Source organism: Nonomuraea sp. NPDC049655 (assembly GCF_044465465.1).
In the GTDB taxonomy this organism is placed as follows: domain Bacteria; phylum Actinomycetota; class Actinomycetes; order Streptosporangiales; family Streptosporangiaceae; genus Nonomuraea.
Genome location: NZ_JBITLS010000003.1, coordinates 824,327 through 839,161, shown reverse-complemented (window position 1 = coordinate 839,161; position 14,835 = coordinate 824,327). Strand labels below are relative to the sequence as shown.

Sequence of the window (14,835 nt, the reverse complement as noted above, 5' to 3'; positions counted from 1 at the left end):
CGCACGAGGATGAGGTGGTCCGATGCGTACCGCTCGACTCGCCGCCGCGGCGCTGGCCGTACTGGCGGCCACTGCCTGTGGAGGGGGCGCGGCCGCCCCGAAGGCCGCCGGCTCCGGAACCTTCACCGTCACGACGGACCTGCCGCCGGCCAAGGGCCCGGTGGATGCCGTGACCTGGGCGCTCTACGCCGAGCCGCAGTCGCTCGACTACGCCTACGCCTTCGATTACCCGCCCAACACCGTGCTCGCCAACGTGTGCGAGCAGCTCATGCGGATCACCCCCGGCTTCCGGGTGGAGCCGGGGCTGGCCAGCAAGGCCGAATCCCCGGACCCCGGGCGCTGGGTGTACACGATCCGCCAGGGCGTGCGCTTCCACGACGGATCGCCGCTCACCGCCGACGACGTGGTGGCGAGCATGCGGCGGCACATGGATCCGGCGGTGGGTTCGTACTGGGTCTCGTCCTACCAGAACGTCAAATCGGTGGAGAAGACCGGCCCCATGGAGGTCACCGTCCACCTGAAGAAGCCCGACCACCTGTTCAACGAGCAGATGGGCACCTCGGCCGGGACCATCGAGAGCGCCGCGTTCCTGGCCGCGCAGGGCGCCGGGTACGGCACCCCCGACAAGGGCGTGAACTGCACCGGGCCGTACTCCCTCGACAAGTGGGAGAAGGGGCAGGCGATCAACCTGAAACGCTTCGACGGCTACTGGGACCCCGCGCTCAAGGCCAGGGCCGCGACCGTGCGGAACGTCTTCATCTCCGACCCGGCGGCCCGCGTCAACGCCCTGCTCTCGGGCGAGGCGGACGGCAGCTACCTGGTCCCCACCACCGGCTTCACCCGCCTGGGCAGCGCCTCCAGCGGCAAGCTGTACTTCGGCCCCAACACCGCGGCCGTCAGCCTCATCCCGCTCGACCTCAAGGGCCCGCTCGGCGACCTGAGGCTGCGCAAGGCGCTGTCCATGGCGCTCGACCGCAAGGCCATTCTCCAGGCCAGCGTGGCCGGGGTGGCCACACCGGCGAAGGCGCCCGCGGCGATCGGCGCGTGGGGCATCGCCCCCGAGGCGGCCAAGCAGTACTACGCAAAGCTCCCCGAGCTGAGCACCGACCTCGAAGGGGCCAGGAAGCTGGTCAAGGAGGCCGGCGGGACGGGCAAGAAGATCGTGATCGCCACGAGCACGATGGCTCCCGACATCGGCGTCATCGCCAACGCCGTCCAGGCCGCGGGCCAGGCCATCGGCCTGCGGGTCGAGCAGAAGGCGGTGGCCCCCGACGCCTACTCCGCGTTGTTCTCCGACCCCAAGGCCCGCCAGGGCGTCGACCTGGTCATGACCATCTGGTACGACTCCACCCCCGATCCGCTGGAGTTCTACGGAATCCTGCAGACCGGCAACTTCGCCAACTACGGCGGCTACTCCGACCCCGAGTACGACAGGCTCGTCGACCAGGCGGGCGCCGAGGCCGACCCCGCGGCCCGCGCCGCCGTGGTCGCCAAGCTCCAGGAGATCGCCGTCCGGGACATGGTGTGGATCCCGCTGTACGAGGTGCCGCACAGCATGTTCCTCAACAAGCGGCTCACCGGCGCGCCCACCGGCATCACCCAGCTCGTCTACCCGTGGGCGGCAGCGCTCGGGTCGGCGAACTGATGGGCGCCTTCCTGGCCCGCAGGCTCGCCGGGCTGGTGGCGACGCTGGCCGGGGCGTCGTTCGCGGTGTTCTCCGCCGTGTACCTGGCTCCCGGCGACCCGGCCTCCTTCCTCACCCAAGGGCGTTCGGCCTCTCCGCAGGCGATCGCGGCCATCAGGGCGCAGTACCACCTGGACGATCCGTTCCTCACGCAGTACCTCAAATGGGTTGGCGGCGCGGTGACCGGGGACTTCGGCCGGTCGGTGCAGTTCCGGCAGGACGTGACCGGGCTGCTCCTGGCCAGGCTGCCCACGACGCTCTTCCTGATCGGCTACGCGGGGCTGCTCATCGTGGTCGCGGGGCTGATCCTCGGCGCCCTGGCCGCGCTGCGGCCCGGCCCGCTCGACAGGATCGTCCTCATCGGCACCGGGGTGGCCACCGCGACTCCCTCCTTCGTCGCGGCGATCGGGCTGATCTCGCTGTTCTCCGTCCAGCTCGGCTGGTTCCCCGCCTTCGGCAACGGTGCGGGGCCGGTCGACCGCGTCTGGCATCTGACCCTGCCCGCGGCCGCGCTCGCCCTGACGTTCGCCGGTCTGCTGGCCCGGGTCACCCGCTCGTCCATGCTGGAGGAGCTGGCCCGCGAGCACGTCGAGGTGGCACGCTCGCGCGGCGTCCAGGAGAACGCGGTGATCCGGCGCCACGTCCTGCGCAACTCCCTCGGCCCGATCAGCACGGTCACCGGCACGGTGATCGCCGGGCTGCTCGTCGCGACCTCGATCGTGGAGACCGCCTTCGGCCTGTCCGGGATCGGGCAACTGCTGGTCAGCTCGGTCACGGTCAAGGACTTCCCGGTCGTGCAGGCCGTCACCACCTTGATCGTCGTCGTCTTCGCGGCGGCCAACCTGCTGGTCGACCTGGTTCAGCCGGCCATCGATCCGCGCCTGCGCAGGGCTTAGTGAAGGAGTCCTCTTGACAGCCGTGACCTTCCACCGCCGCTACCGGCTTCCCGCGGACCGGATGACCGTCGCCGGCGTCGCCGTCCTGACTGTCCTGGTGACGGTGGCGATCCTGGCGCCGGTCGTGGCGCCGCACGATCCGCTCGCCATCGACTTCCCGGCCGCGTTGAGCGGCCCGAGCGCCGATCACCTGCTCGGGGCCGACCAGTCCGGCCGCGACATCCTGTCCCGCCTGATCCACGGCGCGCGGGCGGGACTGCTCGGCCCGCTCCTGGTGGTGACCCTGTCGACGGTGGCGGGCACCCTGCTCGGCGTCCTGGCCGCCTGGACCGGCGGTGTGCTCGACGCGGTCCTGTCCCGCGCCATGGACTTCGTCTTCGCCTTTCCCGCGCTGCTGCTGGCGATCACGCTGGTGGCCATGTTCGGCCCCGGCCTGACCGCGCCCGTCGTGGCGATGAGCATCGCCTACACCCCCTACGTCGGACGGCTGGCGCGCGGCGTCGCCCTGCGCGAGATGTCCCGCCCCTACATCCACGCCTACCGGGTGCAGGGCTGGTCCGGGTGGGTCATCTGCCTGAGACACCTGGTCCCCAATGTCGTCCCGCTGATCCTCGCCCAGTCGGCGATCAACTTCGGCTACGCGCTCATGGACCTCGCGGCGCTGTCCTTCCTCGGGTTCGGCACGCAACCGCCCGTCCCCGACTGGGGCGCCATGATCAACGAAGGGGCCTCCGCCCTGCTCCAGGGCGCCATGCTGCCCGCGCTGGCCCCCGGCGCGGCCGTCGTGATCACGGTGGTGGCCTTCAGCGTCGTCGGCGAGGGCATCGCCGACCGCGTCTCCGGGAGGGAGCGCTGATGCTCCAGATCGACGATCTGACCGTACGGCTGGCGCCCGGCCAGGCGGCCCGGCCCATCCTGGACGCGGTGTCGCTGCGCGTCGCCCAGGGCGAGGCCGTCGGGCTCGTCGGCGAGTCCGGGTCAGGCAAGTCCGTCACCTGCCGGGCCGCGCTCGGCCTGCTGCCCGGGCGGACCGCCGTGAGCGGGCGCGTCCTGGTCGACGGCCAGGACGTACTGGCGCAGACCGCCGCGGGGCTGCGTGACCTGCGCCGCCGCCGAGTGGCGATGATCTTCCAGGATCCGCGGGCGTCGATCAATCCCGTCCGGCGGATCGGCGACTTCGTCACCGAGGGGCTGCGGGCGGGCGGGCTGCCGTACCGGCAGGCTCTCGATCGGGCGGAGGTGCTGCTGGAGGCGGTGGGGATCGAGGACCCGAAAGCCGCGCTGCGCCGTCACCCGCACGAGTTCTCCGGCGGGATGCTGCAACGGGTGATGATTGCCGGGGCGCTGGCCGCGGAGCCCGACCTGCTGCTCGCCGACGAGCCGACGACCGCCCTGGACGTCACGACGCAGGCGGAGGTCATCGCGATCCTGTCCCACCTCAGGACCGCGCGCGGGATGGGCATGCTGTTCGTCACCCACGACCTGGAGCTGGCCGCGGCCATCTGCGACCGCATCTACGTGATGTACGCGGGCCGGATCGTCGAGGAGCAGGCCACCGGCGAGCTCTTCGCCCGGCCCCGGCACCCGTACACGGCCGGGCTGCTGGCGGCCACGCCCCGGCTGGAGTCGCACGAGCCGCCGCACGGCGTGCCCGGCAGGCCGTTGTCGCTGGCCGAGTCCCCGGCCGGGTGCGCCTTCGAGGCCCGTTGCGGTCTGGCCGTCGAGCGATGCCGGGAGCGACGGCCCGACCTGGAGATCCTGGAACGCGCGCGGGTGGCGTGCCTGAGAGCTGGAGAGCCGGTCCATGACTGAGAACGTGCTGGAGGTCGAGGGGCTGCGCAAGGCGTACGGCCACAAGGCGGCCGTGGACGGCGTCTCCTTCTCGCTGCGGGCCGGCGGCTCGCTCGCCGTGGTGGGCGAGTCGGGCTCGGGCAAGACGACGACCGCGCGGATGCTCGTCGGCCTGGAGCTCCCGGACGCCGGGCGGATCAGCGTCGAGGGCCGGAACCGCTCGCGCGCCCCGCGGGGCCGCCGGGCCAGGCTGTCGCGGGCGCGCGAGATCCAGATGGTCTTCCAGGACCCCTACCTCTCCCTGGATCCGCGGATCAGCGTGAGCGAATGCGTGGAGGAGCCGCTACGGCTGCATTTCGCCCTGGACAAGCAGGCCCGGCGGGCCCGGCGCGAGGAACTGCTGGAGCGCGTCGGGCTCGGCGAGCGTGAGGCCGCCGTACGGCCCAGGCGGTTGTCCGGCGGCCAGCGCCAGCGGGTCGCCATCGCCCGCGCGCTGGCCACCGCGCCGAAGGTGCTGATCCTGGACGAGGCCACCTCGGCGCTCGACGTGTCCATCCAGGCGCAGATCCTCGACCTGCTGGCGCGGATCCGCCGCGACCTCGACATCGCCTACCTGTTCATCACCCACGACCTGGCCCTGGTCCGGCACGCGGCCGACGACATCGTCGTGCTCCACCGCGGCAAGGTCGTCGAGGCCGGGCCGACCTCGCAGGTCCTGGCCGCCCCCCAGCATCCCTACACCCGCCTGCTGCTGCACTCCGTGCCGCGGCCGGGCTGGGATCCCGCCCAGATCGCCGCCGACCGGCGCGCCCTCCAGGAGATCATGTGAGTGAGCTCGCACACCTGTCCGCCACGCAAGCCCTGAAGCTGTTCAGGACCCGGGCCCTGTCGCCCGTCGAGCTCGTGACCGCGGTCATCGAGCGGGCCGAGGCCGTCGAGCCGCGGGTCAACGCGCTCAGCGAGACGATGTTCGACGAGGCGCTCGACCAGGCCAGGAAGGCCGAGCGCGCCTACCTCGGCAACGGGTCGCCGCGACCGCTCGAAGGGCTGCCGGTCGCCACCAAGGACGAGCAGCCGATCGCGGGAATGCGCGCCAGCGACGGTTCCCTGGCCTACGCCGACCACGTCGCCGACACCACCCATCCGGTCGTCGAACGGGTCGTCGCCGCCGGCGGGATCGTCCATGCCCGCACCACCACGCCGGAGTTCTGCTGCGCCGCCTACACGCACTCCCGGCTGTGGGGCCTCACCCGTAACCCCTGGAACCTGGACTACTCGCCCGGCGGTTCCTCCGGCGGCGCGGGCGCGGCCCTGGCGTCGGGGACGGCGACGCTCGCCACGGGGTCCGACATCGGCGGCTCGATCCGGCTGCCCGCCGCGGCCACCGGCACGGTCGGATACAAGCCGCCTTACGGGCGGGTGCCCGCGATGTCGCCGTACAACCTGGACCACTACTGCCATGACGGGCCGATGGCCCGTACCGTCGCCGACTGCGCGCTCCTGCAGAACGTCATCGTCGGGCCGCACCCGGCCGACGTCGTCTCCATCCGCCCCGCCGCGCACATCCCCGAACGCCTCGGCGACGTCGCGGGGTTGCGCATCGCCTATTCCCCCGACCTGGGGAACTGGGAGATCGAGCCGGACGTCGCGGCCAACACCCGCGCGGTCGCCGACGCGCTGGCCGCGGCCGGCGCCATCGTGGAGCAGGTGGAGGTGCCGTTGCGGCGCGCCGACGTCATGCGCGCGGCCTTCATCCACTTCGGCGCCATCTTCGGCCCCATGGTCGCCGGCGTGGCGGAGACGCACCGCGACGAGCTCACGCCCTACGCCCTCGCCTTCGCCGAGGACTCGCGCGCCGCGCTGGCGCGGGACGGCTTCCTGGCCGGGCTGGAGCTGGAGGGCCGCATCTACGCCGTGATCGGCGACCTGCTCGACCGGTACGACGCGCTGATCTGCCCCACCGCGGGCACCGCCGCGCTGCCCGCGGGCGAGGACTACGTGGACACCAAGCTGACGGTCAACGGGGTCCAGTTCGACCACTACCTGGAGTACTCGCTGACGACCGTCTTCAACATCGCCAGCCGCTGCCCCGTGCTCAACGTCCCGTCCGGTCTCGCGTCGAACGGCGTGCCGACGGGGACGCAGATCGTCGGCCGCAGCTACGACGACGCGACGGTCTTCCACATCGGCGCCGCCGTCGAACGCGTCCTGCCGTGGCCCACCCGCCCGCAGCTCTGAGGAGACTTACATGACTTTTGCCGACAGAACTGCCGACAAATCTGCTGACATCGTGTTCCTCAACGGCCGGGTGCGTCCCATGGCCGGCGCTCCCAGCCGCGCGGTGGCCGTACGCGACGGGCGGATCCTGGCGCTCGGCGAGGTCGAGGAGGTGCGCGACCTGGCCGGCCCGCGGACCGAGACCGTCGATCTGGCCGGCCGGACCCTGCTTCCCGGATTCCAGGACGCCCACGTGCACCCGGTGCTGGCCGGGCTCTCCATGACCCGGTGCGACCTGCACGAGGCGCGGGACGCCGCCGACGCCCTCGCCGTCGTCCGCGCGTACGCCGCGGCCCATCCCGAGGTGCGCTGGATCTCCGGCGGCGGATGGTCCATGGAATGGTTCCCCGGCGGCACGCCGAGCCGGATCGCCCTCGACGAGGTCGTCCCCGACCGGCCGGTCTACCTGACCAACAGGGACGGGCACGGCGCATGGGTCAACACCGAGGCCCTGCGGCTGTGCGGGGTCCACGACGGAACCCCCGACCCGAACGACGGGCGCATCGAGCGCGAACCCGACGGAACCCCTCAAGGAACCCTGCACGAGGGCGCAGCCTCGCTCGTGGGCAGGCACGTGCCCGAGCCCACGGACGAGGACCTGCTCCGCGGCCTCCAGGCCGGCCAGCGACGCCTGCACCAGGCCGGAGTGACGGCCTGGCAGGACGCGATGGTCGGCCCGGAGGTCCAGCGCGCCTACGAAGCCGCCGCCGACGCCTCGACGCTCACCGGGCGCGTGGTCGGCGCCCTGTGGTGGGATCGGGACCGGGGCGAGGAGCAGATCCCCGAACTGCTCGCCCGCCGTACCACCACCGGACGGTTCGCAGCCACCAGCGTGAAGATCATGCAGGACGGCGTGGCGGAGAACTACACCGCCGCCATGACCTCCCCCTACCTGGACGGCTGTGGATGCCGGACCGGCAACAGCGGCATCAGCTTCGTCGGGCCCGAGGACCTGCGCGCCCACGTCACCCGGCTGGACGCCGTCGGGGTCCAGGTCCACGTGCACGCCGTCGGCGACCGGGCCGCCCGCGAGGCGCTGGACGCGTTCGAGGCGGCGCTCAAGGTCAACGGGCGCAAGGGCAACCGGCATCACATCGCCCATCTCCAGGTCGTCCATCCCGACGACGTGCCACGGTTCGCGGCCCTGGAGGTCACCGCCAACATCCAGCCGTTGTGGGCGGCGCACGAGCCGCAGATGGACGAGCTGACCATTCCCTTCCTCGGCGACCGGCGCGCCGCCTGGCAGTACCCCTTCGGCGACCTCCTGCGCTCGGGCGCCGCCCTCGCCGCGGGCAGCGACTGGCCGGTCAGCAGCCCGGACCCGTTCCTCGGCATCCACGTCGCCGTCAACCGGATGCTCCCCGACGGATCGGGGCGGCCGTTCCTGCCCGCGCAGCGCCTCCCGGTGGCGGCGGCCCTGTCGGCGTACACGATCGGCACCGCCCGGCTCAACCACCTCGACACCCGGACCGGGACCATCGAGCCCGGCAAGCTCGCCGACCTCATCGTCACCGACGCCGACCCGTTCGCCGTACCCCCCGGTGACCTGGGCGGCATCACCGTCCTCGCCACCTACGTGGAGGGACGACGGGTGCACACGCATCCGTCCTTCTGACCGCCCGCCGCCGAGTGAACCGGTCCCCCGTCGAGGATGGGGGAGCCCGGTCAGGATCACGGGGTGGTGCCCATGCCGTACTGGGCCGCCTGCAGCGACCACAGCTCCGCGTATTCGCCGCCGAGATCCAGCAGCTCCTGGTGGCTGCCGCTCTCGGTGACCCGGCCGTCCTGCAGGACGAAGATGCGGTCGGCGTGCTGCACCGAGTGCAGGCGATGGGTGATGAGGATGACCGTGCGTCCGCCGGCCAGGGCGCGCACCCCGGCGAAGGTCTCGGCCTCGGCGCGGGGATCGAGGGCGGCGGTCGGCTCGTCCAGGACCAGCACGGGCGCGTCGCGGAAGTACGCGCGGGTGACCGCGATGCGCTGCCACTGCCCGCCCGACAGGTCGACCCCGCCCTGGTACTCGGGGGCGAGCAGCGTGTCCCAGCCGTCCCGCAGGGAGGCGATGAGATCGGTGGCGCCGGAGGCCGCGGCGGCGCAGGCGAGCGCTTCGGGGGTGGGGCCGGTGGTGTGGCGGCCGATGGCGACGTTGGCGGACACGGTGAAGGGCCATCGTTCGTAGCCCTGGGACAGCAGGGCCACCTGGTCGAAGAGCTGGGTTCGGTCGAGGTCGGTGGTGGGTGTGCCGTCCCAGGTGACCGATCCGGATTCGGGGAGGTAGAGGCCGGTGAGAAGTTTCGCCAGCGTGGTCTTCCCGGAGCCGTTGTGCCCGACCAGGGCGACGATCTGACCGCGGCTGATGGCCAGGTCGACGCCGTCGAGGGCGGGCTCGTCGGCGTTGGGGTAGCTGAAGCGCAGGCCGCGTGCCTCGATCAGGTCGGGACCGTCGGCCCGCCGCAGGCCGGTGCCGTCGCGGGGGATGGCCAGGCGTTCGGCCTGGCGGCAGGCGGCGGCCCAGTCCTCGGTGTAGAGGCCGTGTTCGAACACGTTGTTGATCGAATAGATCAGGTTGCCCAGCTGGCTGGTGCCGGTCTGGATGGACAGGACGGCGGTGCCGGCGGCGGCCAGCTGCATGCGTCCGGTGATCAGGAGCCAGCCGAGCACCACGTAGGTGGCGCCCGTCGTCAGGCCGCTCAGTCCCCCGGCCAGCAGTTCGCCTCCGGCGTCGGCGCGGGCGAGTCGGGCCTGCTCCCGCGCCGAGCGCAGGGCCATCCGGTCGTGGTGGCGGAGCAGGAAGTCCCCGGCGGCGTGCGCGCGGATCTCCTCGGCGGGGTCGGCTCCGACCAGGAGCTGGGCAAGGCTGCGCTGCTGCCGTAGGGGAGTCAGCCACCGCAGGCGGGAGGCCTTGCGGCGCAGAGTGGAGCGCACCAGCGCCCAGGCGCGCGGCAGGATGATGAGCGGCAGCAGCGGCAGCAGCAGAGGGTGCAGCACACCCAGGACGCCGGCGGCGGCGGTCATGCCCATCAGCGCTTTCAGCATGCGGATGACCTGATCGATGACGATGTCGATCCATCCGGCCCCGAACTGCGCGGCCTCCAGGAGATCGTGGAACTGGGCGCCCTGGAAGTGCAGCAGCTCGACGTTCGCGGCGCGGCTGAGGAGCTCGTCGTAGGCGAGGTGCTCGACCTTCGGCTGGAGCCGGCCGGAGGCGGCACCGGACCAGGCGGTCAACACCGCGACGCTGATGCCGGCGGCCGCGACCAGGACCAGCGCCGGCACGGCGGCCCTGACGCGGTCGGGGGTGGGCCCCACCGCGAGGATCTGCTGCAGGACCCGGTTGGTGGCCAGCAGGCCGAACGCGGTCGCGGCGCCGACGATGAGCTGGCAGGCCACGACGATCACGAGCGCGGCCGGGTCGGCTCGCCAGGACAGCCGCAGGCAGATGCCGATCAGCGAGGGCAGCTTACGCATGATCACGCCGAAGCCGACCGCCAGGTCGGCCTCGTGCCGCGCCCATCCCATGCTGTACTGGAGGCCGCCTCCGAAGATCGGATCCGTGGCGGGCTCCTGCACGGCGGCCCGCTGCCCGGTGTGGTCGGCAGGGGGAGGATCAGATTCGGACCTTACCGTCACGGACGAGGCTCCGTTCTCTCGGTTCTTCCGCTTGCCGTCGGCGTCCCTTCTCGCCCGGATGGCGATGTCGTGCGTGTGATCGTGGCGTCGACGCGGGCCCCCCGTTGCCCTGGCTGCCGGCGGACCTCGCTCGGCGAGGCGGTCGCAGGCTCATGGTGGAGGGCGGCGGGCAGATCTCCGAGGATGAGCGGTCTCGTGCTCGATGTCGCCCGGCATCTGCCGCTTGGCTGAGCGGGCGCGATCCGGCGCATGAGGGCCCCCGGAACGGCCCCACGAACGCAACGCCCGTACGTCAGGCAGCGCCGCTTCCGCTGAGCTCACCACCCGCCTGCTGTTGACGGTGCGGCCCCGTCTGCCGCGACGCGTTGAAGCTCGATGCCGGTCCACGCCAGTGCCAGTGTCAGCACGATCATTCCCGCGGCGGCTGTCCGGTTGATGGCGCTCATGGGGGTCATGCGATCACCTCAACACGCACGCGCCCCACCCGGAAGACGATGGTGACGGAACCTCGCGGGCACACTATTCGCGCGAGGTCGGCACTGACCTGGCTGGACAGAGGAACGGGGCACCAGGTGCAGAGCCGCGCCGAAGACACTTCCGACGTCCTCGGCGACCTTGAGGTCCTGCCCACCCAACGCGTTCCATGTCGCCCGCAGGCGTTCCGCCGGCCGGCAAGCCGGCATGCAGGAAGATCGCCATGGGCCGTGGTCCTGGCCGGCGCTCACCGACAGCCCTGTCCGGCTCGCCGGGATCGGTGTAGTAGTTCGCGTAGACGTGGAGGTAGTGCTCACCCTCGGTGAAGCCGTTGGTTCGATACCAGCGCGATGTTCCCGGATCGTCCCTCGTCCAGGCGTCGAGCGTGCGTGCGCCGAGCTTGCGTGCTCGGGCACCGCCGCCGCACGACGGGTCTTCCAGCACCTCCAGCGGCCCGGCGACCGCGACGACCACTCCGGCGTCGGGCTCGGGCCAGCCCTGTCGCGCGGACTGGCCGAGGTCATGGTCAGCCCCTCCCCGAGGGGACCCCGGGGAGGGGCTGACCATGACCCGCACGCTGTCCGTCGCGGGGCGGCTCGGCCGTCCGGCCTAACCCGCCGGGCGGGTGGGCGGCGGGCCGAACAGGGTCGCGCTGTCGACGGTGGCGACGGCGCCGGAGTCCGTCCGGGTGGGATGCCCGTCGGCGCCGATGATCGGCAGCCGGTCCGGGAGCCCGCTCGGGTCGAACCCGCCCTCGCCGTTGATCCAGGACGGGCGCGGCGGCTGCGCTGGTGGCGTCTTGGCCTGGAGGCCGTACTTGGATGTGAGCCAGACGTTGCCCGAGGGCAGGTAGCCGCCGTACCACGAGCCGTTCCAGGCGTAACCGAAGCCCAGCGAGGCGTACCAGGCGGTGCCGCAGGGGGCGGGGTTGGAGCCGTAGCCGTCCCACATGTACCAGTCGGCGTGGCTGGTCACGTCGGGCGTGTAGCGGAAGCCGGAGTCCATGCCCTGGCAGGTGCCCCACTCCTGCCTGTCGAAGTTGTAGACGAGCACGATCAGCCGTACCGCGAGGTAGCCGGCGGGCAGCGACCACTGGCGGGCGCACGGGATGGTGCCGGTCGGCACCCAGGTGTCCACCCAGGCCGACTTGTACGAGCCGGCGTCGATGCTGCTGAAGTCACGCACCTCGGCGTGGACGCTGACACACAGGAAGTTGGAGCGGTAGACGTAGTCCTCGTTACTGGCCCGGCCGTCCTCGGCGTGCGCCGGGGCGACCGAGGTGATCAGGACCAGGACGGTCGCGGCGACGGCGCACAGGGCACGGCGCACCCGCCTGGCGGCCGTCCGGGGTTGTCCTCGCATCGTGCCTCCTTCTCAGTTCCCGGCCGAGGTCATGCGGACCACGACGCCGTCGGGGATCGGCGGGTGGTTCTTCTGGACCACCGAGGGCGGCGCGGCGGGCGGCGCGAACGCCTCCCGCACCGACACGTGGCCGGCGGGCGTCGTGCCGTTGTGGACGGGGATCTCGCTGGGGGCGGTGGCCCAGTCGATGCCGCCGTCGGGCCGCAGCCAGGCGGGCGGCTCCGGGCGCGCAGCTTGAGCCTCGGCCCGGGCGGCGTAGAAGGGCCAGGCGAACCACATGTTCCCCGAGGGCACCCAGCCGCCGTACCACTCCCCGTTGTAGACGTAGCCGCCGCTGTAGGTGGCGTACCAGGCGGTGCCGCAGGGCGGCAGCGGCGGGTTGCCGCCGTAGTTCCAGTTGATGAACATGTGCGACCCGGTGAAGTTGCTGTAGATGAACCCGTCGCCGTTGACGGGGTCGAGCGGGCTCCGGCACAGGCCCCATGCGGAGGTGGCGAAGTCGTAGACGAGGAGCTGCAGCTTGGCGGCCATGTTCCAGGGGGGCCGGTCCCAGGTCCTGGCGCAGTCCACCCACTGCTTCCAGACCGGGACGTACATGCGGGTCAGGCTGTCGACCGTGGTGCTGGACTCGATGGCCCCGCCGGGGTTGCTGATGGTGGACCCCACGTCGACGCAGAGGGCGGTGGATCGGTACACGGTGCCGCCGTTGGAGACCTGGTCGGCCGAGGCGGTGCCGGCGACGGCGAGGAGCAGGACCAGGACGGCCGCGACGACCGTCGATCTGCGGAGTGCGCGCATGCTGAACCCTCCACAAGGCAGGGACGGGCCGGAACCGGCCGTTCGCCTGCCATGGTCAAGCGGCGCCGGAGTTCGCACAATCTCTTCGGCCAGGCACCGAAGAGCCCCTCCGTCAACCGGGAGACTGCCGGAAATCGATCGTCCGTGGACGATGGGCGCATGCGCCTGGGATTCCAGGTGGCTGACCTCGCGGCCACCCCGCCCATAGAGCCCTGGTCGCTGGAGGCAGCGACCAGGGCTTTTCGTTGTGCGGGGCGATGGACCAGCGGGAGTCCGAGGCGGGCGTACAGCTTTGTCTTCGGTGCCGCGTCGGCCCGATGCACAACCTTGACGATGTCCCGCCGCAGCCGATGCTGCAGCCCTGTCCGGCGGCAGGGTATGGCAAGATCACCTTGCTGAACGGGCGGGCGCGGCAACCGCGTCGCGGCCGGCGTCGGGGGAAACCGGAGGAAGTCGGGCGATGCGAGCAAGCAACGCAGGGCGGATGCGCAAGGTGCTGGTCGCGGGCGTGATCGTCGTGTCGGGGCTCGGTGCCGAGCCGGCCATGGCCGGTGCCGCTCCTGCGGTGCCGGAGTCGGTGGCCGCGGACCCGGCCTGCTCGGGTGGCGTGCTGAACGCCGTCGCCGACGCCGGTGCGAAGGGCGACGGGCAGGCCGACGACACCGCGAGCATGCGGCAGGCGATCACCACCGCGTACGCCTCGGGACGCTGCCTCTACCTGCCGGGCGGCCTCTACCGCATCACCGGCGGCCTCGACTGGAGCAAGCCCGCCTCCATCCTCGGCGACCCCGACACACCCGCCATCCTGCACAGCACAACCAACGCGGCCCTCGCCGACACCACCTACGCCAACCGCTGGGACCGTACGCCCGTACTGGACAACGTGGTGTTCGACGGCCTGCGCTTGGACGTCAACAGCCCCTACAAGACCGGGCCGATCATCCGGCGCAGCGTGTTCGTCAACCGCATGGGCGACGGGGAGACGCCCACCGGGGGCGACGAGCAGCAGACGAGCTCGGCCCAGGTCGCCGTGGCTCTCACCAACGTGGTCGGCGCCAAGGTTCAGGACTCGGTCTTCCTGTCGGACCGGCAGGTGGACGGCGGCGCCCCGCTGTTCACCTACCGCACCCGCGACCTGACGATCAGCGGCAACGTCCTGGGCGCCGACCTGTCCTCGACGGCATGGCTGAGCACCTGGGCCGGCGGACGCTCCTGGTCCCAGGCCCCGGCCGCGCGCCTCGCCGAGGTACGCCGCCGTACCGGCCTGCCCGCCGCCCTCGGCCACATCCAGCGCGGCATCAGCATCAAGGGCGACATCAACGCGACCGTCTCCGGCAACATCGTCAACCGTGACCCGCGCAGCCGCGCCAAGAGCGATCACGGCGTGTACGCCTGGGGCTTCGACGGCCTGCGGATCACCGGCAACTGGCTGCGCGGCTGGCCCCAGGACGCCAGGGGCGGGCTCAAGGTGCGCAACGGCACCGGCGCGACCATCGCCGGCAACCTCCTGTACGGCACCGCGCTACTGCTCTACACCTACGACGTGACCAACGCCCCCAAGGTCTTCCAGGACGTCGTTGTCTGCGGCAACGTCTACGACGTCAGCACGGTCACGCCCGCCGCCGACCACAGCGGGATCATGTACTGGCGCAACTTCTCCGGCACCGGGGCCGAGCAGGCGATCGCCGTCTTCGGCAACCGCTTTCTCGACCCGCTCGCCGGGACCCCGGGCCGCCCCGACGTCTCCCAGGTCGCCGGGGACGCGGCGGCCTTCACCGCGTCCGACAACACCTACGCCGACGGCCGCGCCGTGCCGGTCGTGGGCATGCGCGACGCCGCCCCCACCGCCGACCAGCGCGCCCGTTGCGCCGGCAGCACCGTCCCGGAGCTCTCCATCCCCGGTTACCAGGGATAGGAGCCACC

Annotated in this window: 12 protein-coding genes; 8 read left to right on the top strand and 4 right to left on the bottom strand. The window is 72.0% G+C overall.

Translation table 11 applies throughout. The features are described from left to right. Positions 1 to 22 precede the first annotated feature (22 nt). From ACIBQ6_RS13675 to ACIBQ6_RS13645, 7 genes are read left to right on the top strand one after another with little or no spacing between them, the layout of a single operon-like run. Positions 23 to 1,645 carry an ABC transporter substrate-binding protein gene (locus tag ACIBQ6_RS13675; protein WP_397212065.1) on the top strand — a complete coding sequence of 541 codons (1,623 nt, stop codon included), beginning with the start codon at positions 23 to 25 and terminating at the stop codon, positions 1,643 to 1,645. Next, positions 1,615 to 2,580, top strand: a complete 966-nt coding sequence (locus tag ACIBQ6_RS13670) for an ABC transporter permease (RefSeq protein WP_397212063.1) — start codon at positions 1,615 to 1,617, stop codon at positions 2,578 to 2,580. The genes ACIBQ6_RS13675 and ACIBQ6_RS13670 overlap by 31 nt, the downstream gene beginning before the upstream one ends. A 22-nt stretch (positions 2,581 to 2,602) precedes the next feature. Further along, positions 2,603 to 3,436: an ABC transporter permease gene (locus ACIBQ6_RS13665; RefSeq protein ID WP_397212168.1), complete on the top strand. Its 834-nt coding sequence runs from the start codon at positions 2,603 to 2,605 to the stop codon at positions 3,434 to 3,436. Next, positions 3,436 to 4,392 (top strand): ABC transporter ATP-binding protein, encoded by a 957-nt coding sequence (locus ACIBQ6_RS13660; RefSeq protein WP_397212061.1) that lies wholly within the window; start codon positions 3,436 to 3,438, stop codon positions 4,390 to 4,392. Before ACIBQ6_RS13665 ends, ACIBQ6_RS13660 begins: the two co-directional genes overlap by 1 nt. Beyond that, the gene (locus ACIBQ6_RS13655) at positions 4,385 to 5,200 is read left to right on the top strand and encodes an ATP-binding cassette domain-containing protein (RefSeq protein WP_358299802.1); all 816 of its coding nucleotides are present in this window, start codon (positions 4,385 to 4,387) and stop codon (positions 5,198 to 5,200) included. The genes ACIBQ6_RS13660 and ACIBQ6_RS13655 overlap by 8 nt, the downstream gene beginning before the upstream one ends. Then, the gene (locus tag ACIBQ6_RS13650) at positions 5,197 to 6,609 is read left to right on the top strand and encodes an amidase (protein WP_397212059.1); all 1,413 of its coding nucleotides are present in this window, start codon (positions 5,197 to 5,199) and stop codon (positions 6,607 to 6,609) included. Before ACIBQ6_RS13655 ends, ACIBQ6_RS13650 begins: the two co-directional genes overlap by 4 nt. A 10-nt stretch (positions 6,610 to 6,619) precedes the next feature. Further along, positions 6,620 to 8,263, top strand: coding sequence for an amidohydrolase (locus ACIBQ6_RS13645; protein WP_397212057.1), 1,644 nt, complete (start codon positions 6,620 to 6,622; stop codon positions 8,261 to 8,263). A gap of 56 nt (positions 8,264 to 8,319) precedes the next feature. Here ACIBQ6_RS13645 and ACIBQ6_RS13640 read toward each other — a convergent pair whose 3' ends face one another. The 4 genes from ACIBQ6_RS13640 to ACIBQ6_RS13625 form a co-directional block, all read right to left on the bottom strand. Further along, a complete protein-coding gene (locus ACIBQ6_RS13640; RefSeq protein ID WP_397212055.1) occupies positions 8,320 to 10,278 on the bottom strand; it encodes an ABC transporter ATP-binding protein in 1,959 nt (652 codons plus the stop codon). A gap of 317 nt (positions 10,279 to 10,595) precedes the next feature. Beyond that, a complete protein-coding gene (locus tag ACIBQ6_RS13635) occupies positions 10,596 to 10,724 on the bottom strand; it encodes a hypothetical protein (protein ID WP_397212053.1) in 129 nt (42 codons plus the stop codon). 637 nt (positions 10,725 to 11,361) lie between these two features. Then, positions 11,362 to 12,114 (bottom strand): hypothetical protein, encoded by a 753-nt coding sequence (locus ACIBQ6_RS13630; RefSeq protein ID WP_397212051.1) that lies wholly within the window; start codon positions 12,112 to 12,114, stop codon positions 11,362 to 11,364. 12 nt (positions 12,115 to 12,126) lie between these two features. Continuing rightward, complete coding sequence (locus ACIBQ6_RS13625) at positions 12,127 to 12,912, bottom strand: hypothetical protein (RefSeq protein WP_397212049.1); 786 nt, start codon at positions 12,910 to 12,912, stop codon at positions 12,127 to 12,129. Between the two features lie 460 nt (positions 12,913 to 13,372). On the opposite strand from ACIBQ6_RS13625, the gene ACIBQ6_RS13620 reads away from it, so the two are divergent. After that, a complete protein-coding gene (locus tag ACIBQ6_RS13620) occupies positions 13,373 to 14,827 on the top strand; it encodes a glycosyl hydrolase family 28-related protein (RefSeq protein WP_397212047.1) in 1,455 nt (484 codons plus the stop codon). The last annotated feature ends 8 nt before the right edge of the window (positions 14,828 to 14,835 follow it).